At 44.4% G+C, this 22713-nt stretch carries 16 protein-coding genes; 14 read left to right on the top strand and 2 right to left on the bottom strand.

Annotation, left to right across the window (positions count from 1 at the left end):
• The first annotated feature begins 25 nt into the window (after positions 1–25).
• The gene (locus tag DXZ20_RS22975; RefSeq protein WP_163701053.1) at positions 26–1336 is read left to right on the top strand and encodes a hypothetical protein; all 1311 of its coding nucleotides are present in this window, start codon (positions 26–28) and stop codon (positions 1334–1336) included.
• Positions 1337–1453: 117 nt separating this feature from the next.
• On the top strand, positions 1454–1660 hold the full coding sequence (locus tag DXZ20_RS22970) for a hypothetical protein (protein WP_163701050.1): 207 nt from the start codon (positions 1454–1456) through the stop codon (positions 1658–1660).
• A gap of 301 nt (positions 1661–1961) precedes the next feature.
• Here DXZ20_RS22970 and DXZ20_RS22965 read toward each other — a convergent pair whose 3' ends face one another.
• On the bottom strand, positions 1962–3263 hold the full coding sequence (locus tag DXZ20_RS22965) for an eCIS core domain-containing protein (RefSeq protein WP_163701048.1): 1302 nt from the start codon (positions 3261–3263) through the stop codon (positions 1962–1964).
• Between the two features lie 616 nt (positions 3264–3879).
• Between DXZ20_RS22965 and DXZ20_RS22960 the strand changes: the two genes are divergently transcribed.
• From DXZ20_RS22960 to DXZ20_RS22925, 8 genes are all read left to right on the top strand, one after another.
• Positions 3880–5091: a hypothetical protein gene (locus DXZ20_RS22960; RefSeq protein ID WP_163701045.1), complete on the top strand. Its 1212-nt coding sequence runs from the start codon at positions 3880–3882 to the stop codon at positions 5089–5091.
• A 27-nt stretch (positions 5092–5118) separates the two neighbouring features.
• Positions 5119–5457, top strand: a complete 339-nt coding sequence (locus DXZ20_RS22955) for a hypothetical protein (RefSeq protein ID WP_163701042.1) — start codon at positions 5119–5121, stop codon at positions 5455–5457.
• A 701-nt stretch (positions 5458–6158) separates the two neighbouring features.
• On the top strand, positions 6159–7013 hold the full coding sequence (gene arsM, locus DXZ20_RS22950; RefSeq protein ID WP_163701038.1) for an arsenite methyltransferase: 855 nt from the start codon (positions 6159–6161) through the stop codon (positions 7011–7013).
• A 385-nt stretch (positions 7014–7398) separates the two neighbouring features.
• Complete coding sequence (locus DXZ20_RS22945; RefSeq protein ID WP_163701036.1) at positions 7399–8367, top strand: acyl-CoA desaturase; 969 nt, start codon at positions 7399–7401, stop codon at positions 8365–8367.
• Between the two features lie 15 nt (positions 8368–8382).
• Positions 8383–9450 (top strand): fatty acid desaturase, encoded by a 1068-nt coding sequence (locus DXZ20_RS22940; protein ID WP_163701033.1) that lies wholly within the window; start codon positions 8383–8385, stop codon positions 9448–9450.
• A 164-nt stretch (positions 9451–9614) separates the two neighbouring features.
• Positions 9615–10445: a long-chain fatty aldehyde decarbonylase gene (locus DXZ20_RS22935; RefSeq protein ID WP_163701030.1), complete on the top strand. Its 831-nt coding sequence runs from the start codon at positions 9615–9617 to the stop codon at positions 10443–10445.
• Between the two features lie 59 nt (positions 10446–10504).
• Positions 10505–12604 carry an AMP-binding protein gene (locus tag DXZ20_RS22930; RefSeq protein WP_163701027.1) on the top strand — a complete coding sequence of 700 codons (2100 nt, stop codon included), beginning with the start codon at positions 10505–10507 and terminating at the stop codon, positions 12602–12604.
• 37 nt (positions 12605–12641) lie between these two features.
• Positions 12642–15710 carry a type I polyketide synthase gene (locus DXZ20_RS22925; RefSeq protein ID WP_163701024.1) on the top strand — a complete coding sequence of 1023 codons (3069 nt, stop codon included), beginning with the start codon at positions 12642–12644 and terminating at the stop codon, positions 15708–15710.
• 31 nt (positions 15711–15741) lie between these two features.
• On the opposite strand, the gene DXZ20_RS22920 is transcribed toward DXZ20_RS22925, so the two are convergent.
• Positions 15742–16422, bottom strand: coding sequence for a DUF6629 family protein (locus DXZ20_RS22920; protein WP_163701021.1), 681 nt, complete (start codon positions 16420–16422; stop codon positions 15742–15744).
• Between the two features lie 171 nt (positions 16423–16593).
• Between DXZ20_RS22920 and DXZ20_RS22915 the strand changes: the two genes are divergently transcribed.
• The 4 genes from DXZ20_RS22915 to DXZ20_RS22900 form a co-directional block, all read left to right on the top strand.
• Positions 16594–17235, top strand: coding sequence for a lysophospholipid acyltransferase family protein (locus DXZ20_RS22915; RefSeq protein WP_163701018.1), 642 nt, complete (start codon positions 16594–16596; stop codon positions 17233–17235).
• A gap of 11 nt (positions 17236–17246) precedes the next feature.
• Positions 17247–17876: an HAD family hydrolase gene (locus DXZ20_RS22910; RefSeq protein WP_163701015.1), complete on the top strand. Its 630-nt coding sequence runs from the start codon at positions 17247–17249 to the stop codon at positions 17874–17876.
• Positions 17877–18075: 199 nt separating this feature from the next.
• On the top strand, positions 18076–19839 hold the full coding sequence (locus DXZ20_RS22905; protein WP_163701013.1) for an FAD-binding oxidoreductase: 1764 nt from the start codon (positions 18076–18078) through the stop codon (positions 19837–19839).
• A 76-nt stretch (positions 19840–19915) separates the two neighbouring features.
• Positions 19916–22713 (top strand): beta-ketoacyl synthase N-terminal-like domain-containing protein (locus tag DXZ20_RS22900; protein WP_348918718.1); only part of this gene is annotated, 2798 nt, incomplete at its 3' end.

Below are 22713 nucleotides of genomic sequence, written 5' to 3'. Positions count from 1 at the left end.
TCAAATACTGCAAGGATCTCTCCCCATGAATCGCCTCTTCAAACTACAAAACGCCCTAACCAGCAAACCAGCAAAGCGAAGACCACTCACACCAAGACTAAAGCCCCTTACTCCCATACCTAGACCAGAACCACCCAGGATTCTAACGCCGCCACCCGCACCCACCGCATTCTCAACCTACAGCCTTGCCAAAACCATCGACAACTGGGAAGCCCTGGATCAAATCACCATCAATATACCCCTATCCATCAAAAGACGACTTACCCGGATAGCAAAGGCACCCTGGGCATTGGACCAAAATCAGGAAGGCAATTGTGGCTTTGCCGCCGTGATTATGGCCATGCTCCACCTCAAGGCGATAGACCCAAACAGTGGATACTCATTAGATGTAGATCTACAGGCAATACTGCTTGAATTAATTGATGCCATTTATACATCAACTGAGCTATCAGCAGCGCAGTCACAAGACTTCAAGTCTGAGAGCAAGTATAAAAGCCTAATTGCCACCAGCCGATATACCAACCAGGAGCGAAATGGTAAGGCAATTATCCAAAATCGGATTGAAAAACGTCTTCTCCATCACCCATCTATTGGAGAAGTGGCCTCCTTTGCTGGTGACTATGTGCTGCTTGTCGGCTTAATGCTGTTCTATAAAGATCATGTCAAAAAGAGAAATACTAATCTGTGGCAACAGCTAGAGAAATTTAATCAGATCCTTAAAAATGAATGGCCTAAGCTTCATTTAAAGGACATGGGTATCCTCGATTTAACAAAGGACGGTCTAAAAAAGGGCGATTTTGGTTTAACCCTAGAGGGAATGTTAGCATTGTGCCAATATTTGTCCATAGATGCAGTACACTATACCGACAATACCGTTAGTGCGACTGAGCGACAAAAAACACCTCTTAAGGAAAAGGTGTACAATACGATGCACCAAAAGTTTATGCAGGAATCTAGTCGTGGTGGCAACGGCATAACTTTGTTCAACTGCTACAAAAACAATATAGATAAGTTCGTCCGAGCTGATAAAGCAGATTCTAGTGCTCCAGTTAGTTGGTCAAACCTCCCATGGCCCTGCATTGTCGGCGTTTATGAAGAGTCCGATTTTTACACCAAGCAAGAGACTGAAACTAATGGAACTGAGGAAAAATTCAATAAAGAACAATTGAAGCAGTGTATTCCCTACAACCTATTGCGACACTGGCTCTACATGCCCAGTAAAGACCAAGCCTGGTCCTGGGGCTATAGCGTAGATTTTAATGAAACTTACGAGAGTGATTCCATAGAGGCCGATATCCTTAATGCTGTTCCCATGGAAGTTATCGCCCTGGGATGAGGCCTTGGCACAAAATATAACAGCGACAATTAAACTGTAACGACTCGGCTTTACCACTATCCTGACCTTTGCCAACCTCCGTTTTAGTCCTTTATCCCCTTTATCAGATCATTCACCATGGCTTACGCCCCCTACACCTACGGTTATGCTCTAGATACCGATAATTTAGACGATGAATATGTTAGTGAGCCCAGGCTGGACTCACAAGATGATTCCAACACTCCGGTATTGCTCAATGGCATGACCATTCTCTTTGAGAGAGCTGTCCCTGTGTCTCCCATTCGTCTAATTCCTAAGGCCCAGTTATCCCAGCGTCGTCGGTAAAAGCATCGGACATGAAAAACGTTTCAAGGAGCCGCTATTAACCCAGTGACCAGACCTGATTAAACCCTTGTTGCAGGTACTCTAGCTCCATTGTCATCAGTCATTTGCCTCTTTCCGCCACAGCTTTGGAGCATTGCTAAGTTTCGAAGTAGCCTATCAATTGCACGAGCGCCTGGGGAATGTAATGTTCCCCAGGCGCTGACGGTTTCAGTCCGTTAACACCCTCCGGCTAGTCCCTCAGCTTGAGTTTATCTCCATATCGCAAGACCATTGGGAGTATGGACAACCGGTAGTTTCTTGCTTAAACATGTCCCCATCCTGCATTTAAATCAGCCGCAGTTGGAATCGCTGGATGTGTTGTCGATCTATCGACCTTATGGCTTCTCCATCCACCATCGTACATGAACCTCACATCTGTACTATCGGCCTCAAAATTTGGCAAGATAGAGGTACTGTCTTTACTTTCGACATTGTTATCATGTCCAGTGCCACCAGCTACTTGAAACGGCAGAAATTTTCTTTCATTTTGATCCCATATAAACCACACCCGCCGTACATTGACATGATCGACCTCAGTATCCGTAGCGTTCATAACAACTTCTGCACTGGTATAGTGCGCCTTACCCATCCAACCTGCCCACTCCTCACATAGAATATGGGGATATTCATCCTTATCATCATTCTTATAAATCCACACTACATTGCGAGGTGTTCGGCCAGGTGATGATTCATCTTCCAGATATAGCTCCTCATCGTTGATGGTCAGACGCCCCCGAAACCAATTAATTGAACCTGGATATTTTTTTGACGGAAATTGAGCTTCATCTAAACCCTCTACTGATTTACCATCAACCTTGGCGTAATCCAGTTCCTCTGATTTAAATCTGTAGTTTTTGTCATCTCCATGGAGACGGACAAACCAGCGTTTGTCTTTGTTGGGGCCTTTATCGGTAATCACACCACTTTTGCCAACTAGTTTGGCTTCTGTATATTTCTTGTTAACTGTGATCTCTACTCCAATAGCATCAGCTCCCAAGCCATAGGTAACATGCCGTTGTATATACCAGGACGAGCCGATACCTTGGTCATGGCTTCCGCCCCCTTGTTGAATAACGTGAGTGAGCTCATGGATAAGTAATTCTTGCCCTGCTTGGGTCTCTGGCTGGTAAGCATCCTGTCTAAAAAAGATGTGATTTCCAATCGTAAATGCGATTGATCCCAGGGCACGATTCAAACTATCAGATAGTGAATCATGGTGTAGTTGCACCCTGCAAAAATTGGCTCCCATGATGGTTTCTAGCTGTTGTTGCAATGAAACTTCTAAAGTCTCTCCATCCGTTGTACAGGCTTGATAAACCAATGTTTGAAATTCTGGATTGGTAGGTAAGCCAATACTTCTGTCACTCTCTGGGATCAGGGTAGGTCTAGAAACCACGGCTATTCCAGGGTTAGGAGAGTTAAGTTGTTGAATCACATGGGCAGCGATTTGATCCGCTTCTTGCTCATACTTGTCATTGATGGCACCAATTGTCAGTTTAGGTTGAATCACCAAGTCCGTATTGGAGATTAGTGCTGATGTTACCTGTGATAGGTTAGTTTTCATGGATAACTCCGAGTAATAATTGACAGAATAATGTGACTGCACGATATCAGCAGCCAAATACTGGAACATTGAAAAGATCTGATGAGAACTGACTAGCAGTCGTTACTTCAAGGTATCAAGAGATATTTCAATTTCTTGAAATATTGCCTATCTTTTGAACTTTGTAACAATCTCAAGTAATCCTGAGACGGAAAGACTTGTGTTTTCATCAATGTAACATGGCATTAAAATCTTCTGCATCCATCAGGTCAGTACAGAATCCAAGATCAAGCTAAAAGATAAGATTTTCATATAAATACAAGGGAGCTAGTAACAGAACTCTCAAAAAATCTGTGTTAGAGTTTAGCTTGAGTGGTACAAGAGAACTTTTGAAGATATAAGTTCTCAAAAGAGATAGAGAAAATATAAATGGCCGCATCCTATTCTTTCCATAGCAGATGGTTCAGTCATTGTAGTAGCTCACCTGCCTAGGAAATACATAAGCTTATTCAGTTCTTTAAACAGCTAGTGAAATTATAATTTAACGTCATGTAATGGTTGGACAAAACAGATAATTGACTCAAAGACATACTTCTAGATCTTAATTGATAAACAATAGCCCTCTAGAGGACCAACTATGAACCGCCTACTAGAACTTCAAACAGCACTTCAACAACAAAAATTACAGCAACAACAAGGGGATGATTACGCAGGCTGGTCAGGCTCCTTGTCTAACTACAGCATTGCTCAAAATGTAAATGATTGGCAGGATGCTCTTAAGCTAGGTCTTAGTGTAGAAATAAAATTAAATAGCTATGAAAGGTTAGAAAATCTTAGAGATAAGCCATGGCTACTGAATCAGAATCAAGAGGGGAACTGTGGCATGGCCTCTGCCTTGATGGCCATGCTTTATTTTGCTAATCGGCAGAATGGAACACAAGGTAAGGAGCAGATATTGATCGAGTTACTCGACGCAATTTACCATGGCACTGATTATAAAGGGATGTCAGTCAAAGCCAACTTAAATAAAGATCGAGGAGGTAAGGGCATTGTACAAAATCGAATAGAAAAACGAATGGCCCATTATTACGATGATGATTCAAAAGAGACAGTGCCTGGGTATCCAACTGACTACACGCTGATTGTCGGTTTGATGATTTTCTTTAAGGATCATCTTCGACAACATAAATCGCAACTATGGGAAAAAGTAAAAGACTTTAACAATTTGTTTGAAGGCATTAAAATAGACCAGAAGAATAAAAAACTCCATAGCCTGCAACCTCAAGAAGTATCAGATTCAGGATACAAGAAAGGAGATCTAGCATTAACGCCTAGAGCCCTCTCTGTACTGTGTGAAAAGCTAGGAATCAGAGTCACGCCTTACAGTGATTTGGATATACTTTATAAACGCAAGAAAGACAAACTTCCTTTACAGCAATTGATGAGTGAATCTGTAAAGAAAGTCATAGATCTGGTGGAACAAAAAATAAATAATGAGCACAATAGCTTTACTCTACGTGCGCTTTCTCAAAACCCTACATTAGGTAAATTAAGTGGTTTCCAAGATCAGAAAATCTCTTGGAATCAGCCTGCATGGCCACGTATAGTTGGCATCTATGACAAAGATTCTTTTCAAAAAGAAGATCCTAATCAGCGCAATCAGAAGATTTTTGATCGTGATAAAATCCAAAGATTTCTGGATGACAACTTGCTAATGCACTGGGTATTTATGCCTGATGCAGATACCGTTTGGACCTGGGGAGGAAAGCATAATCTTAAGGATGCAAATGTCGATACGGAAGTCGCGAATATGATTCCTGTAGAAGTACTTGTTGTAAGTCGAGCTTAATGGGTGCTTTTCTAATCAGCTATTATTATGTCTTTTAGACCTGACCTATCCAATGACTATACCCTGGACATTGCTGCATCTACCAGTAATGTCCAGGGCCCCACACGCTTAAACGGTATGAGGATCCTTTTTGATAAAGTTGTTCCTGTCTCGCCAATTCAGCTAATGGCTAATGGCAAGCAAGATCGCCATCCACCCCATCAGCCTAATCCTATTGGCTCATCAGATGATGTCTCATCAGATGATATTTTAAGATCTCCCCACCCTTACCCTGCAATCCCTTCCAACCAAAGTCATCGCCTTTCTCAACCAAATCTTTGGAAAATCCAGCGTCAGTTCTTTGAACAACAGGGAGTTAAAGCGTGAAATCAAGGTACTGTCCCCCACTACATTACCAGTAATCCCTTCATTGCCAATGCCTATGGAAAAGTTGTTTATGGTTTCCTACAAGATTGGTACGGTTCAAACCTGAGTAACAACAAAACGCCTAGAATACCTGCTCAGCCTATTTACATCATTGAGCTCGGAGCAGGCTCGGGTCGCTTTGCCTATCATTTTCTAAAAAAATTCTTTGACTTCTTTAGGCGATCGCCGCTAAAGACTATTCCCACCAAATATATACTAACTGACTTTAGCGATCGCAACCTGAACTTCTAGCGCAAGTATCCATTACTCCAGGCCTACTTTGACTAGGGCATCCTCGATATCCCATCGGCGAGTCTCGTAATTTGGCCAATTATCTTGGCAATCTCCTCTATGAGATAAACTATTATGATAAAGCTCTAGAGTATTTCCAACCTCAAGTACATTAACCATGTTCTAAAATTAGAATCCAACCACGTCCAAGCCATAGCCCTACGCACCGAAATCCAGAAAAAACTCAAATCCAGAAAATCTGACAGCTCAGTGTGAATACATTCCATTCAATACGCCCTACTCCCAATTCCTGTGCGTCGCTAAAATGTGTTTATCCCATCAGAATCTGCTATAGCTAGCTCGGTGCAATGTCACACCGAACATATAGAATTTGTCCAGTGCAATAGTGACTATCCTACAAGTATATAACAATGGTAGATGATATTCGTCAGAAAGTTGCGGAAGCGTATACGCAAGCCCTAAATAAGGAGACTGCTAATTCTGATACCTCAGATTCTGACACATCATCAGAACAGCTATCATTTTCTGTCAATCATGAAGCGCTGACAAAAGTGTCTGGATATAGGGATGAGCAGTCAACAGAAAGTCATCAAGGAGCTGCCGGGAGTTCTTTTGGTTGTGGTAATCCAGTGGCTTTTAGCGCTATAGAGCCTGGACAGACAGTGCTGGATTTAGGTTCAGGAGCTGGGTTGGACTTACTGTTGTTAGCGGAAAAAGTTGGTCACGAGGGTCAGGTGATTGGGGTTGATATGACTGATGCAATGCTGCGTCTAGCTCAAACCAACATTGACAAAAGCCCTTATAAAAATATCCAGGTTTTACAAGGATATATCGAGGACCTACCCTTAAAAAATAATTCAGTGGATTGGATTGTGTCTAATTGTGTCATCAATCTGTCTCCTGAAAAAAATAAGGTATTCCAGGAAATGGTGCGGGTGCTGAAACCGGGTGGGCAATTTTCAGTCTCTGACATGATTGTTGAACAGCTGCCTCAGTGGATGCGCGCAGATCTCGACATGTATTTTGCTTGTGTGGCCGGAGCAATTACTGAGAATGACTATATCAAGGGGCTGGAACAGGCTGGATTTGGAGACGTTCGAGTGGACGATCGAATGGTTTATGATCGAACTATGATAGGAGCTGTGCTAGATTTTGAGCAAACGTTGACTGCCAAAAATGTTTCTAAGCAAGGCATTGACTATATTTTAAAGAAAATTGTAGGCAAAGTTTGGAGTGCCAGATTTTGTGGTGTGAAGTTGGTCTGATTAATGATTTGCTGAAACGTCACACCAATCATGGTTATCGAGTGCAATGTAATTGGGCCTTAGATTCCCGTATCAGGTTGTTAGATAACAAAAATCCGAATAGAAGGAAAGGAACAGAATCGCTAAGGTGACTAGCTTTTAGCTTCTGTTGTGTTGACTAATGATATTCTATGGCTTACGTAGCTATGGCAATAATAAGAGGGGTCTGTATTTGACTCTTCTGCTTAAAAAACTTTGGAATTGGCAATTAATATTTGAGAAAATTTTTGTTTCTCAGTATTTCTAAGAGTATTTCAATCTTATAATCCTAATCATGTGGTATTAATCACACAGTAATTTAGATATAGATCTCATTCTCATTTCATTAGAAGCAGGCGAAATACGAATGGATTCATTCCATCCTCAAGTCTCACCTCAAGCTAAGGTCAGACCTTATCAAAAACGCAAGACAATATCGAGTGCCTACATAAACCGGATTCAGCGAAATCATTTTTTGTTGTACACAATCGGTCCATTTGTAGGGACTATCTTAGCGTTTATCTCTCTCAGTTGGTTAACGTTTGGTCCCATAGAGTTAGGCATTACGCTATTGATGTGTGGTGTAACTAGTATGGGGATCACGGTTGGATTTCATCGTTACTTTACCCATCGCTCCTTCAAGACGAATCGAGTTATGCAGGTTCTCTTTATTATTATTGGCTCGATGGTGGCTCAAGGTCCTGTTGTGTCTTGGGTGGTGATGCATCGCCGTCACCATGAGTGCAGTGATGCACCGGAAGACCCTCATTCACCCAACCACCATGGAAAGGGGCTGATTAACCGGGTAAAGGGCTTATGGCATGCCCAAGTGCAATGGCTTATGGATTATGAATATGCTAATCCAGCCTATTATGCACCTGAACTGATGAAGGACCAAACACTGGCTAAACTAAGTCGTTATTACCATGTTTGGGTGTCCCTGGGACTATTGCTTCCCGCTATTTTAGGAGGGGTGTTGAATTTAACCTGGCAGGGTGCTGTACAAGGATTTCTCTGGGGGGGAGTTTTTCGAATATTTATTACCCAACACTTAACGGGTAGTGTAAATTCCCTCTCCCACGTTTATGGTCAACGATCCTTTGAGACAGATGACCATAGTCACAATATATTTTGGTTAGCAATCCCCACTGGAGGGGAAACCTGGCACAATAATCACCATGCCTTTCCAAGTTCAGCAATTTTTGGTTTGGAATGGTGGCAAGTTGATTTGGGTGGATATTTCATCCGTGTGCTAGAGAAACTAGGGCTGGCGTGGGATGTTAAGATGCCAACAAAGGCAATGTTAAGCCAAAAGAAGATGCCTCAGAAGGTATAAGAGAGGTAAATTGAAATGACGGTGCCAAACTCAGCTTTTTCCCTCCCTGTCCAACAACGAGCTTTTACGACTAAAGAGTTACTTAAAAGTTTGCCTCAAGACTGTTTTCTCCAGCAACCACTCAAAGCCTGGACTTCTGTTTTTGTTAGTGTATTGGCTGTTGCCTTAGGCACTGTGGGATTATTTTTTGCCCCCTGGTACCTCTGTCCTCCATTATGGATATTTACCGGGACTGCTTTGACGGGTTTCTTTATTTTAGGACATGAGTGTGGCCACTACTCTTTTGCTAAAAGAAAATGGGTGAATGAGTGTTTAGGACACTTGTTAATGCTACCTCTGCTCTATCCCTTTCATAACTGGCGCATTCAACACAATACCCACCATCGTTTTACTAATAAATTGGGGGGGGAGCGCTGGCGACAACTTCAAGATGTTATCCATCGACGAGCTGATATAGCTTGGTATCCTCTCCGACCTGAGGTTTGGAAGTCAATGTCCCTTAAAGGGCGATTGACTTACCAATTTTGGCGGGAATGGTTCTGGTGGTTAGCCTCAATTCAAAACTGGTGGTATGAGTTGAATCTCAAGCGTTCTACCTTGTCTACGGAAGAGTGTTCCAAAGTGCGACTCTCCTCAGTGTTCGTTTATCTCTTTGCTGTAGTTGCCTTGGCTTGGCTCTACTATTTGGGTGGGATTTGGGCTATGGGCAAGTTTTGGTTGTTACCTTGGTTAGTTTTCCACTTCTGGCTTTCCACATTCACTCGTGTGCATCATAGTGCGGTAGATATTCCATGGCGAGTAGGAGAAGAATGGAATAATGCAGAAGCTCAGCTATATGGAACAGTACATTGTCGATATCCCCGTTGGGTTGAGTTTCTTTGTCATGACATCAACATTCACATCCCTCACCATATTTCCACTGCAATTCCTCACTATCATTTGAGAATGGCTCATACAAGTCTCAAGAGAAATTGGGGAGAGTATATGCGAGAATCAGAATTTAGCTGGCATTTATTCTGGCAAATGGGAAAGCTAAATCTCTATTGTCCTGAGCAAAAATGTTATTTGCCATTATCTGATTGAAATTCATTCAAACACTAATTTTCAATGCAAGTTAATCTTTTCACATTTTCACACCTTTACTAAGGGTCACATTTTATGAACGATTAGATGTTATTTACGATTAGCTCTGCTTAAATTACGAATATTGTTGCTAACAAGTTAGGTAAAACTAGGAGAGAAGAATTATGGTTGCTGAAGTTCAGACGAAGTCGGTTAAATCTTCTACTTTGAAGGAATACAATAAACAATATCAAGATTTATTGGCATTTCTAATATCAACTTTAATCGCTGGGGAGATTACGGCCACTGAGAACTATTGTCGTTTGGTTGCTCTACTGGACGATACAGATGAGAAGATGGAGGCTGTTCATCAAGCTTATGCTGAATCTAAGCATGTCAGGAACTTAGTGAAACTGGCAAAACGTTTGAATTTACCAGTGGTTGAAAAAATTGTAGAACCAGAATGGTTTACCATTCGAAAGCACTTTGACGCAGCGCTAGCGAAAAAAAATCTAGCTGTATGCTACATCATTCAAGACGTTATGATTGAGATTTTAGCTATCACTACGTATCTGGGGCTAGCTGGAATTGGTAAAACAACGACGGTTGACGGAGAGACTGCTAGAGTATCAGAAAGTATTCTCAACGATGAGCTAGAACATTTTGAAATTGGTATATCTCGATTGAAGCAATTACTTCAACAAGATTCAGATGAAGTTCACGATGCATTGATTTGGGCTCATCACAGAGTCATGCCTGAAATCTTAACTGTTGTTCGTGAAGGATGTACCTCCTTGTGTGGAGAGCTGGGTGTGGTTTGTGGCACATTTAATGCTGGAGATATGGGATTTGAAAGTGGTCTGGCAGCGAAAGAAATTGTTCGTCGTTATATTGAAGCCTTAGAGAGAATTGGTTTTGACCAAAAAATTGTTAATTCTCTGGTCTCGGGTTTGTCAGATTATCAACCTACTCAGGAATCAGTTCCAGTCAAAGTTAAGACTAGTGGCTGCTGCTAAGCTAGAGCAACAGACTTGCAAGGCCCCATTTAAAGAAATTAAGCCGATTTAGGAGAATCATGAGCCTGTCTGTTAGACCACGCACGTCAGTTCCCAAAACGCCTACGTTAGATGATCAGTGTACTCTTTTGGATTTGTTGACTTGGAGAGCCCATCATCAATCTCATCAGATTGCCTATACCTTTCTTGTTGATGGCGAGTGCGAAGTAGCCACTTCCTGGTCCTATCAAGAATTGGAGCAACGAGCCAGAGGCATTGCTACTCACCTGCATAAAATCTCAGCTGTTGGAGAGCGTGCCCTCTTAATTTATCCGCCTGGATTGGACTTGATTGCGAGTTTTTTAGGTTGTCTTTATGCAGGTATTGTTGCAGTTCCAGTCTATCCCCCTAAATCCAATCAGCGGTCGTCTTCATTCCAATCGATTGCTGCTGATGCTGAGGCTAAATTTGCACTCACAACAACAGCGTTGCTGAGCAATAGCCGCAAACAGTTAGAACAGGAGGTATATTCATCGCCACTAACATGCATTGCTACTGACGCTCTGCAAAATGCAGACAACTTAAACTGGCAGGATCCTGATTTAACTCCTGATAGCCTTGCATTTTTACAATATACCTCTGGGTCTACGAGTAAGCCCAAGGGGGTAATGGTTTCCCATGGGAATCTCATCCATAATTCAGAGCTGATTCAAAGGTGTTTTCACTTTACCTCTGATACTTGTGTTGTGAGCTGGTTACCCCCATACCATGATATGGGTTTAATTGGCGGCCTACTCCAGCCCCTTTATACAGGCTGTTCGGCAGTGCTGATGCCGCCAGTCAGCTTTTTACAAAAGCCAGTTCGCTGGTTGAAGGCGATTTCGCACTATAAGGCCACCATCAGCGGTGGCCCAGATTTTGCCTATAAGCTTTGCGCACAGAAGATTCGACCAGAACAGTTAGCGGCTGAAAATTTGGATCTGTCCCATTGGTCAATGGCCGTTAGTGCAGCTGAACCCATTCGAGCTGAAACCATACAGCATTTCACGGCTAAGTTTTCACCCTTTGGGTTCCGTCAAGATGCGTTTTCTCCCTGTTATGGGTTAGCAGAAGGAACCCTGCTGGCTTCGGGGCGCTTTGATGGGGCTCCTTTGAAAACTAAGTGGTTTGAACGCGAGGCTTTAGTTCAGGGGCAGGCTGTAGATGCTAAGCCCGATCACCCGAAAGCGTCCTGGCTAGTGAGCTGTGGCTACAGTGACCAGAGTCAAAATATTGTTATTGTTGATCCTGATTCATCTAGAACTCAGCCAGAAAATACTGTAGGTGAAATTTGGCTCTCCGGGGCTAGTGTGGCTCAGGGGTATTGGCAACGTTTTCAGCAAACTAGTAAAACGTTTCAGACATATCTTGCAGATACCGGTGAAGGGCCATTTATGCGTACTGGTGATTTAGGGTTTATTGCGGAGGGTGAACTTTTTGTCACGGGGCGACTCAAGGACTTAATTATCCTGCGTGGTCGTAACTATCATCCGGAGGATCTGGAATTGACACTGGAGCGGATATCACCTGTTTTGCGTCCCCACAGTGGGATTGCCTTTTCGGTTGATGTTGAAGGGGTAGAGCGATTGATCCTGGCCCAGGAGATAGAACGTCACCACTTAAAGGATTTTGATGCGAATATGCTGGTGGATTCTATCCTTGACACTTTTGTAGAGCAGCATGAACTTGAAGTCCATGGCATTTTGTTCCTGAAGACAGGCAGTATTCCCAAGACAGCAAGTGGAAAACTCAAGCGTTCTGCTTGCCGCAGGCAATATCTGGAGGAAAGCCTGAATGTTGTGGGGCAATGGTTTGCCACGATAGATAGCCGTTCGGCTGATGCAGAGGACAAAGCAGCTCAGATAGTTACTGAACAAACCGCTAAGGCTGATTTGAGTGAGGCAGGAATTGCAGAGTATTTGATCAATAACCTGGCTCAAGCGCTAGCGATTAACCCAGAAAAAATTAATCCTCGTCACAAGATACTTCGCTATGGTTTAGATTCTGTTACGGCGGTTAATGTGACAGCGAATTTGGAAGCCAGGCTTCATCTAGAATTGGATCCCACAATATTTTGGGAGCATAAGACTATCAGTAGTCTGGCTCAACATTTACATAAGTTGTTGGAGGAACAAGATTAGCATTAGGTATTGAGGGAGCCTTTTCTTCTAGTCTTTTATGAAAGAACCTATTGCAATTATTGGTATTGGTTGTCGTTTTCCAGGCGTTAATGATGCTGATGCTTACTGGAAGTTGCTATGTGATGGAGAGGATGCGATTTCACCCATTCCCTCCAAGCGAGCCTGGTATATGCCGTCACTCCATGCGCTAGATTCCGACTCATCCAGTACAGAGGTTTCCTGTTTAGGCGGTTTTTTAGACCATGTGGAAGACTTTGACTGCCAGTTTTTTGAAATTTCTCCTCGCGAAGCCATTACTATGGACCCCCAACAGCGGCTATTGCTTGAAGTCAGTTGGGAAGCCTTAGAAGATGCGGGAATCTCGCCTGAGCAGACCATGGGTAGCCAGGGGGGAGTGTTTGTCGGGATCAGTAGTGGAGATTACTCATACTTAATCTGCCAGTATCGCCAGGTTGATGCCTACTACAACACAGGGATTGCCTTTTCTATTGCCGCCAATCGTCTTTCCTACTATCTCGATTGGCATGGCCCTAGTTTAGCCTTAGATACGGCCTGTTCTTCCTCGTTGGTGGCAGTCCATCAAGCCTGTCGGAGTTTGCAGTATGGAGACTGTGATCTGGCTCTGGCAGCTGGGGTTAATTTGATTTTGCGCCCGGAGATGACCCTGGCCTTTAGTCAATCTAAGGTTATGGCTGCCGATGGTCGTTGTAAGGCCTTTGATGCGCGAGCTGATGGCTATGTGCGCGGTGAGGGAGTGGGGGTGGTGGTTTTAAAGCCCTTGTCGAGTGCGATCGCAAATAACGATTCCATTTATGCCGTCATCCGAGGCAGTGCCATCAATCAAGATGGCCAGAGTAACGGTCTGATGGCTCCAAATCCTGCGGCCCAGGAGGCCGTATTACAAGCCGCTTACCAGGATGCGAAGGTCTCTCCAGGGAGGGTACAGTATGTGGAAACCCATGGCATTGGCACTCAGTTGGGAGATGTGATTGAAGCAAAAGCATTGGCCAAGATTCTTTCCCAGGATCGCGAAGCAGGGAAAGACTGTGCCCTTGGTTCAGTCAAGACCAATTTGGGTCACTTGGAAGCTGCTGCTGGCATGGCTAGTTTGATCAAGGTGGCGTTAGCCCTTAAACATCAAAAAATCCCAGCAAGTTTGCACTTTCAAAAGCCGAATCCTTATATTCGCTTTGAGCGGATTCCGCTTAAAGTACAGCAGACATTATCTCCCTGGCCAGAAAGTGACTATCCAGCCCTAGCCGGAGTAAGTGGGTTTGGATTTGGGGGGACAAATGCCCATGTGGTTTTAGAGGAAGTCGGACGTCGGAAATCGGAAGTCGGAAGTCAGGATCTGCAACAAAGTCATTCGATGCATCTGCTGACATTATCGGCGAAAAGTGATGGGGCACTTGATCAGTTACGGCAACGATATCAGGTCTATATTCAGCAGAACCCAGATGTAGACTTGGCAGATCTTTGTTTTACAGCCAATACTGGGCGGAGTCATTTTCATCATCGTTTGGCAGTTGTTGGGGATACCCTGGAGGACATAGCTGAGAAGCTGAATGATGATTCCGTTGAAATACCTTCCGAAAAATCTACAAACGGATATGCCAGAGCAACGTTAGGGGATGATGATATTCCCCCTAGCGTTGCCTTTCTGTTTCCGGGGGAACAGTCTGCTTACCTGGGGGTGGGGCAGCAGTTGTATGAAAGCCAGCCACTGTTTCGACAAACAGTGAATCGGTGCCATGAATTTTTGCAAGCTGATTTAGGTGCATCCTTAATCGATATTCTTTATCCTCAATCTGCTCAAGATCAGTTCGCTTCGCTGTCTGATGTGGCGGTGTTTGCTCTAGAATATAGCCTGGCTCAACTTTGGGTCTCCTGGGGAGTGCAGCCAGACTTTTTAATCGGGCATGGGCTAGGGGAATACGTTGCGGCCTGTGTAGCTGGGGTATTTAGTTTGGAAGAGGGGCTGCGTCTGTTGGTGGCTCGACAAATGCTATTGCAGTCAGTCGAGTCTGACGGTGGAATGGCGGTGGTGATAGGAAACCAGGAACAGGTTGAAGCTGCAATCTCAACCCATGCCTCAAATATAAGTATTGCGGCCCATAATGCGCCGAGCCAGTGGGTTATTGCTGGTGACAAGCAAGCACTTCAGGCCGTCTGCCAAACATTGGAAGATAATGGGCTCTTGACCCAGCTGTCATCGACAGAATATGCCCTATATTCTCAGGTGATGGCACCGTTGCAACAAGAATTAGAGTCGGTTACAGCAGAGATCAACTATGCTTCACCCAGTATTCCGATGATTTCTGGTATTAGTGGGAAAATTGCTGGCGACGAGATCACAACGCCTGCTTATTGGGCCAATCATCTCTGTCAGCCAGTTCAGTTTATGGCAGGAATGCAAGCGCTATGCAAGCAGGGCTGTAGCATTTTTCTAGAAATGGGAGCCAAGCCGTTATTAACCCGACTGGGCCAGCAATGTTTATCGGAGGACTATCTTTGGTTGTCGAGTTTACGCAGTGGTAGGCATGGAATCTCTAAGGCACAGTATCAAGATTGGCGACAGCTACAGGAAAATCTCGCTCAACTTTATGCTCAAGGAGTCTCCATTGACTGGTTTCAGTTCCATAATGGCCAACTCTGTAAAAAATTAAGGTTACCAACCTATCCTTTCCAGCGAGAACGATACTGGATTGATACTGACTCTGTGGATCAGGTGGAAACTCCCTTTAGGCCTATCATTAGTCAAGATCCTCTGACACTATTGCAAGCAAAGATTTGGCAACAGTTAATGCAAGTTGAAATCGGTGATCGATCTAAAGTTCTAGAAACCTACCTCCAAGAAGTTGTAGCGTATATTCTCCGGTTAGCCCCTTCTAATATCCCCAATCCCCACCTTGATTTTATTGAACTGGGGATGGATTCCTTAACAGCTATGGAGGTCAAGAATCATATTCAAACCGCGCTAGGAATTTCGCTTTCTGAGACTTTGGCATCCCGCCACTCCTCAATTCACAAACTTGCCAAATACTTAGCTGTCACAGTAGAGGTGCCTTTGAGAAAACCGCAGGATAATTCAGAGGTTTGTGGATAGAGTGGAAAAGTAAACATCTCAAACAGTTAAGTTAATACTTTTCTTTAAGCAATTTTTTGGAAGCGATGGAACGTAGCATAAAGACAATATTAATGGATAAAATTGCAGCAAAAAAGCACCATACCGATATGAATGCGTAGTTGTAAAACCAGTAGGTGACTAATAGTGCTAGAGCAATGACCCCACTTGAACCTCTAATTTCGGTAAGATCACATAACCAAAATGGCCCTGCAACAATGAGCAAGTAAATTAGCCGAGACACATTGCGAGGAAAAAACTGATCATAGATTAGTGTGGTCTGATAATGGATAGAGCCTTGAATGACTGTTACTGAAAACATATCAGGAGATAACAGCAAAGGGACATACAGAGACATACCAAATAAAGCACCCAACAGTGTTACAACTAATAGTAGTTTTTTAGCCCAAGGTCGTTGCACTATTGCAAACACTGTCAACGGGAACCAAATTGGCCAGAATCCATGGGAAAAAACGAGATAGCCAAGAGCGGCTAGATGAACAGTGTCTGCTTGGTTTCCGTGGATGGCTAACCACTCAATGCCTTCAAACCCTTGCTGAATACCAAATATGCAAGGGATAAGGGCTCCAGGCAGATACCTGAGATCTATATCTATGGCCAGCTTACAGGCATATAAACCAGCGGGTATTAGAAGAGTAGCAGCAGTGAAACTAGCAGTAGCAGAAAAACACATGGGCTTGTGAGGTAGTTCAAGATAATTAGTGACTCATTTCTCGTATTTTGCTCAGCTTAACCTAGGGAGGCAGGCTTTTGTTTAATACTGGGTCACTTCACGAATAATTGGACACAATGGACAAACAAAACCGCTTAATTTTTAATTATAAGCATGCACATTCTAAAAAGAATGCTCCAAGATCAAATTTGGATTTGGGGCTGTTTAATTTATTTCAATTACTTTAAACTTACCTGTGAAGGTGCAGAACACTTACCGAAAGATTCTCCATATTTATTAGTTGCAAACCATGCTAGTCACCTTGATGGACCTGCCATTATTGCGGCCCATGGTTGTCATATGCATAAGGTACATAGCCTGGCCGCTAAGGATTATTTCTTTGATCATCCCTTGAAAGGTTGGTTCTGTCGGCATGTCTTGAATATGATTCCAGTGGATCGCTGCAGCGGCTCACTCCAAAGTTTTCGAGAGTGTGAACAGGCAATCTACCATGGGAAAATTCTCTTAATCTTTCCAGAAGGAGGACGCTCCTTAACAGGCCAATTACAGGATTTAAAGTTGGGATTCGGGATGATGGCATTGAAATTAGGCGTTCCTATTGTCCCAGTCTATATTCAGGGCTCTTATAAAGCTTTGCCCAAAGGGCAATTATTTCCTCAGCAATATCCCATTCAAGTCTGTTTTGGCCCTCCTATTGACCTTATCTCTTACCGAGATAAGGTTGGCACCTTAACAAGACGTCAGCTTTACCAGGCTATTGTCAATCAGGTAAAAAAATCGATAGAAGACCTGGAGCGCCAAATGACTTTATAACATGGGAGACAATGATGGGGGATAAGCCTAAGATTGCTATTTTCGATTTTGATGGGACTCTGACAACTCAAGATAGTTTTGTGCCCTTTTTGTGCTGGACCCATGGCTGGAGACGATTGGTGATTGGCCTTATGCGCCATAGTTCAGCAGTACTCAGTTATGGAATGAAGCGTTGCTCTAATCAAACTATCAAAGAAATACTTTTGACCGAATTTTACAAAGGTTGGTCCATTGAACGTTTAAAGACAGCGGCGGCTGACTATGCTCACCATTACTTACCTAAGCTGGTCGATCCTGACGCATTAGAACGGTTACATTGGCATCAACGCCAGGGACATCAGATCATTTTAGTCAGCGCTACCCTGGAGATTTATTTACAACCCTGGATGAAAACACTGCCCATTGATCATCTGTTGGCTACTCGATTAGAACATCAGGGTGGCAGTGTGACAGGCAAATTATCAGGAGAAAATTGCTATGGCCCTGAGAAAGTTAAACGCTTAGAGCGGTTGCTAGGGGATTTACAGCAATATTACATCTATGCCTATGGTGATGGCCAAGGCGATCGCGAGCTGTTAGAGGCCGCCAATGAACCCTACTACCGTTTCTTCAATCGTGGACGATATTTGATGATTCGATAAGAATCTTTAGTAATTGTCTGTAGAAATGTTCAATGGAACCTCCATTCGTCAAAATAAACTTAAAAAAAGCGTCAAATATACTTCTACCTTGTTGATCAGGTGCAACAATTATAAAAAGGCTGATCAATCCCAAAAAGTAACGCAATATTCATTGCCTGACATTGAAAGCGCTCAGTCATAAAAAGCATCAGAAATTATCATGGCAGATCATCACCAAAGTCCATTAGAGTACAAGGGCGATTCTCAGCTATGGGGCCATCAGTGGGGCTTTAAAGATACGACCTTAGTTGTCAATGATGATCGGTCGGTGATGATGACTGGTGAGCGCTATGGTCTCACTGGGGTTAAAATGCCTGGTTTTATTCCCTTTCTAGAAGCTGAACTGGGAATCACTATCGATGAAAAAACACCGTTAACCGAAGTCTCTGAAAAGGTTGTTGGGACCGTCCATCGTAACAAAGCTTTTTGTGCAGCAATAGAGGCTTCATTTCCCTCAAGTCAATATGCCTTTGAAGACCATGACCGCTTGCTCCACAGCCACGGTCAAACGACAACAACAGAAGTTTACAAAGTTCTGTATGGCCAATTAACGCGCACTGTTGATATGGTCTTCTACTGCGAGTCAGAGAAAGATGCCCAAACTCTGGTGCAGTTGGCAGTGGAACATGATGTCTGTTTGGTGCCGTTTGGTGGAGGTACTAATGTGACCTGTGCCCTGCAGCTTCCTCCATCAGAAACCCGAATGATCGTTTCCGTCGATATGAAGCGGATGAGTCGGATCGAATGGATTGACTCGGTGAATTTAAAGGCCTGTGTGCAGGCGGGTATCACGGGCAAAGATTTGGAGAATCAGCTGAGGGCATCTGGCTTTATATGTGGCCATGCTCCCGATAGCTTAGAACTTTCCACTTTAGGTGGTTGGATTGCCACCAATGCTAGCGGGATGAAGAAAAACCGCTATGGCAATATCGAACAGATTGTGGAGAAGGTTACCCTGGTAACCCCAGCAGGTGTGGTGGAACAGATGGAGTCTGTTTCCCGTGCTTCCATGGGGATACCAGTGCAACAGTTACCATTTGGTAGTGAGGGGAATCTAGGTCTGATTACCAAGGCTGTCATCAAAATTCATCCACTGCCTGAGGTCACAAAATATGCCTCTTTCATGTTTCCAAATTTCACCTTAGGGGTGGAGTTTATGAAGCGCATTGCCCATAGCGGCTTAGTGCCAGCTAGTTTACGCCTTATGGATAATAAACAGTTTCGGCTAGGCTTTTCTTTAAAACCTCAAAACTCTGGTGTTGTTGAAACTTGGATGACTTGGCTAAAGCAGCTGTATTTATTTAAGGTGCTTAAGTTTAACCCTACCCAAATGGTTGTGGCCACCGTGGTGATGGAGGGCTCGGCCCAGGAGGTAGATCACCAGGAACGCAATATTTATGCTACGGCAAAACAATTGAAGGGATTGGCGACGGGGTCTAAGTATGGTGAACAGGGATATATGTTTACCTTTGCCATTGCCTATGTAAGAGATTTTCTATCCTCGTATCACATTATTGGTGAAACCTTTGAAACCACGGTTGCCTGGGATAAGATTCAACTGATTTGCGATCGCGTCCAAACCAAGTTAGATGAGCAGCACCAGGCCTTTAATTTACCCGGTAAGCCCTATTTAGCCCATCGGGTTACTCAGGTTTATCACACAGGTGTTTGTCTTTATTTCATTTTTGGAATTTATACCAAGGGTGTGGAACACCCCGAGGACGTTTGTTGGCAGATTGAACATTCCTTACGTCAGGTGATTCTTGACAACGGTGGTTCCATTTCTCACCACCATGGCATTGGTAAAATTCGTCGAGATTTCATGAAAGATGTGTTGTCTCCTGCCGGTATGAAGTTAATGAGAGGAGTAAAGGAGGCCACAGATCCACAAAACATCTTTGGTATCCGTAATGGAGGGCTGTAGTTCAAACTCTATGCAACCCAGGGAATCTGTTACGTCAAAATCCTCAAATTTAGTTGAGTTACTCCACCACAGGGCGGTGAGTCAACCAACTAAATTAGCCTACGTGTTTTTGCAGGATGGAGAGATTGAGTCAGGACGCCTGACCTACCAAGAATTGGCGCAACAGGTTAGGGTCATTGCGCTGGGGCTGCAATCGGTTTGTGCGGTAGGTGATCGAGCGCTGCTCCTCTATCCCCAAGGGCTAGCGTATATTGTTGGGTTCTTAGGCTGTCTCGATGCCGGGGTGATTGCTGTACCTGCGTATCCCCCCCGACGCAATCAGCGGAAACTGGGGAGATTACAGGCGATTGCTAAGGATGCCCAGGCAAAGGTCGCATTGACGACGGCTGAATTGTTGCCGCTTCTGCAGGGGCAGTGTCAAGATGCATCTGAACTAAATCAGCTCCATTGGTTGGCTACGGATAGTCTTGTGGCAGAGACTGAGCAGGATGAGAATTGGAGGATTCCAATCGATCCATCCGACCTCGCATTTTTACAATACACCTCCGGGTCCACAGGCATTCCCAAAGGCGTCATGGTTTCCCATGGCAACCTGATGCATAATTGCGAGACTATCAAACGATCCTTTGAACTGACACCAGACGATGTTTCTGTTACCTGGTTGCCTAGTTTCCATGATATGGGTCTGATTGACGGGATTTTACAACCACTCTACACGGGGTTTCCAGGGTATATTATGCCCCCTGCGGCCTTTCTACAACGTCCCCAGCGCTGGCTGCAGGCGATTTCCAAATATCGAGCCACCCACAGCGGTGGTCCCAACTTTGCCTATGATTTATGTTCTCAAAGAATCACGGTAGAACCACAGGATGGTCTAGATTTAAGTTGTTGGCAAAGTGCCTACAATGGTGCTGAACCCCTGAGATTGTCAACATTAGAACGATTTACCTCTAAATTTAGCTCAGTTGGTTTTCAGGCTAAAGCGTTTTATCCATGTTATGGCATGGCCGAAACCACCTTGATGGTTTCGGGGGGTAAGGTAACCTCTGAACCTGGCCGCTGTATTGTCGATGCTGTTGCTCTAGGCAATAACCAGGTCATTCATGTAGAGCCCATTCACCCTAATGCTAAACAGTTGGTGGGATGTGGTCAAACCTGGCTAGATACAACTGTTACGATTGTCAATCCTGAAACTTGTAAGCAGTGTGTCGATAATCAGGTAGGCGAAATCTGGGTCACAGGGGGTAGCGTTGCCCAGGGATATTGGCGTCGCTCCGAGTCCTCAGAATTTGCATTTCATGCCCATCTTGCTGACAACACAGAAACCATCTTCTTCCGGACAGGAGATTTAGGTTTTTTGCATAATGGCGATCTGTTTATCACCGGTCGCCTGAAGGATGTGATCATTATTCGTGGACGGAACCACTATCCCCAGGATATTGAACGGACAGTGGAGGAAAGTCACCCTGCACTACGATCTAATAGCGGAGCAGCGTTCTCTATCGAAGTTGATCAGCAAGAACGCCTGGTGGTGGTGCAAGAAGTTAAGCGCACACATCTGCGTCATCTGAACAGCGCAGATGTGGTTGAGGCTATTCGATCTGCGGTTCCTCTGCACCATGAGGTACAACTCTACGATGTGGTGTTACTGAAACCGGGGCGTATTCCCAAAACCTCCAGTGGAAAGATTCAGCGTCGGGCCTGTCGAACTCAGTTTTTAGCAGGGGAGTTGCAAAATATAGCGGTTGCGATGCCCGTGGTCTCCAGCCAACATTCTCACAAACAATCGACGATCCCATGGTGTTCCCCAGCCGATGCCCAAGAAATATTGGGCTGGTTCCAAGCTCAAGTCAGGGATGAAATTGCTCAGTTTCTATCCCTGGCCCCTGATGCCATCAATCTTGATCGCAGCTTGCTGAGTTTGGGGCTGGATTCCCTGAAAGCAGTAGAGCTGTTGGAAAAGATTGGTGCTAAATTTCGGCTTTCATTACCTCCCACCCTGCTATTTGAGTATCCCACCTTAGCTCAGCTGGTTACACATCTGGCCCAGGAGTACCGAGAACAACTGGAGTATATTCGCTTGGGGCAAGTGCCTGATCAGAATCAAGATAATCCTCCTGAATACATTGATATTTCTGGCAAAGAAGTTGCCAGCTATTCAGGCCCCCAAACCCCGAATTTTGGGGGCTTTGAGTCTAACTCCCCAGCATTGAAGAGGGCTAGGGGGACCTTCAACCAAGGTAATCTTTCCAAGAAAACTTCTATAGATAGAGCCGTGGAGGATATTGCCATTATCGGCATGGCTTGTCATTTTCCCCAGGCTGATGATCTAGAGTCTTTTTGGCATCTGTTGCAATCTGGTCAGGATGCAATTACGGAAGTCCCTCCTAGCCGCTGGAACTGGCAGGACTTTTATGACCCGATACCTGCCCCCGATAAAACCTACTCCCGTTGGGGCGGCTTTTTGTCTCATTTAGAAGACTTTGACGCTGAGTTTTTCAATATTGCTCCCCGAGAAGCGCGTTTAATGGATCCCCAGCAACGGGTATTGCTAGAGACCGCTTGGGAAGCTGTGGAAGATGCGGGATGCCAGGCCGAAACCCTGTCTCTCAATTCTGTGGGTGTTTTTGTTGGTTGCAGTAGCAATGGCTATTATTCCCGCATTGTTCCCACCTTAACGGCTGAGGATCATGCAGCGGGGGTGGGCAATCATAATGCGGTGCTGGCCAATCGTCTTTCGTTCTTTCTCAACCTTCAGGGACCCTCCTTGGTGATTGATACTGCCTGCTCCTCTTCGCTGGTGGCAATACACCAGGCCTGCCAAAGTCTGCGGAGCGGAGAGTGTCATTTAGCCTTTGCCGCTGGTGTGAATAC

This window comes from Adonisia turfae CCMR0081, assembly GCF_011009555.1.
Classification (GTDB): Bacteria; Cyanobacteriota; Cyanobacteriia; order Phormidesmidales; family Phormidesmidaceae; genus Leptothoe; species Leptothoe turfae.
Note: the sequence above shows the minus strand (reverse complement) of the source record. Positions and strands in the feature narration are given on the sequence as shown.

Coding starts and splice junctions, on each gene's coding strand:
- DXZ20_RS22905 (WP_163701013.1), top strand. CDS start 18,076: ATGGCAGATCATCACCAAAGTCCATTAGAGTACAAGGGCGATTCTCAG.
- DXZ20_RS22920 (WP_163701021.1), bottom strand. CDS start 16,422: ATGTGTTTTTCTGCTACTGCTAGTTTCACTGCTGCTACTCTTCTAATA.
- arsM (WP_163701038.1), top strand. CDS start 6,159: ATGGTAGATGATATTCGTCAGAAAGTTGCGGAAGCGTATACGCAAGCC.
- DXZ20_RS22965 (WP_163701048.1), bottom strand. CDS start 3,263: ATGAAAACTAACCTATCACAGGTAACATCAGCACTAATCTCCAATACG.
- DXZ20_RS22915 (WP_163701018.1), top strand. CDS start 16,594: ATGCTCCAAGATCAAATTTGGATTTGGGGCTGTTTAATTTATTTCAAT.
- DXZ20_RS22910 (WP_163701015.1), top strand. CDS start 17,247: ATGATGGGGGATAAGCCTAAGATTGCTATTTTCGATTTTGATGGGACT.
- DXZ20_RS22955 (WP_163701042.1), top strand. CDS start 5,119: ATGTCTTTTAGACCTGACCTATCCAATGACTATACCCTGGACATTGCT.
- DXZ20_RS22960 (WP_163701045.1), top strand. CDS start 3,880: ATGAACCGCCTACTAGAACTTCAAACAGCACTTCAACAACAAAAATTA.
- DXZ20_RS22935 (WP_163701030.1), top strand. CDS start 9,615: ATGGTTGCTGAAGTTCAGACGAAGTCGGTTAAATCTTCTACTTTGAAG.
- DXZ20_RS22945 (WP_163701036.1), top strand. CDS start 7,399: ATGGATTCATTCCATCCTCAAGTCTCACCTCAAGCTAAGGTCAGACCT.
- DXZ20_RS22970 (WP_163701050.1), top strand. CDS start 1,454: ATGGCTTACGCCCCCTACACCTACGGTTATGCTCTAGATACCGATAAT.
- DXZ20_RS22925 (WP_163701024.1), top strand. CDS start 12,642: ATGAAAGAACCTATTGCAATTATTGGTATTGGTTGTCGTTTTCCAGGC.
- DXZ20_RS22940 (WP_163701033.1), top strand. CDS start 8,383: ATGACGGTGCCAAACTCAGCTTTTTCCCTCCCTGTCCAACAACGAGCT.
- DXZ20_RS22930 (WP_163701027.1), top strand. CDS start 10,505: ATGAGCCTGTCTGTTAGACCACGCACGTCAGTTCCCAAAACGCCTACG.
- DXZ20_RS22975 (WP_163701053.1), top strand. CDS start 26: ATGAATCGCCTCTTCAAACTACAAAACGCCCTAACCAGCAAACCAGCA.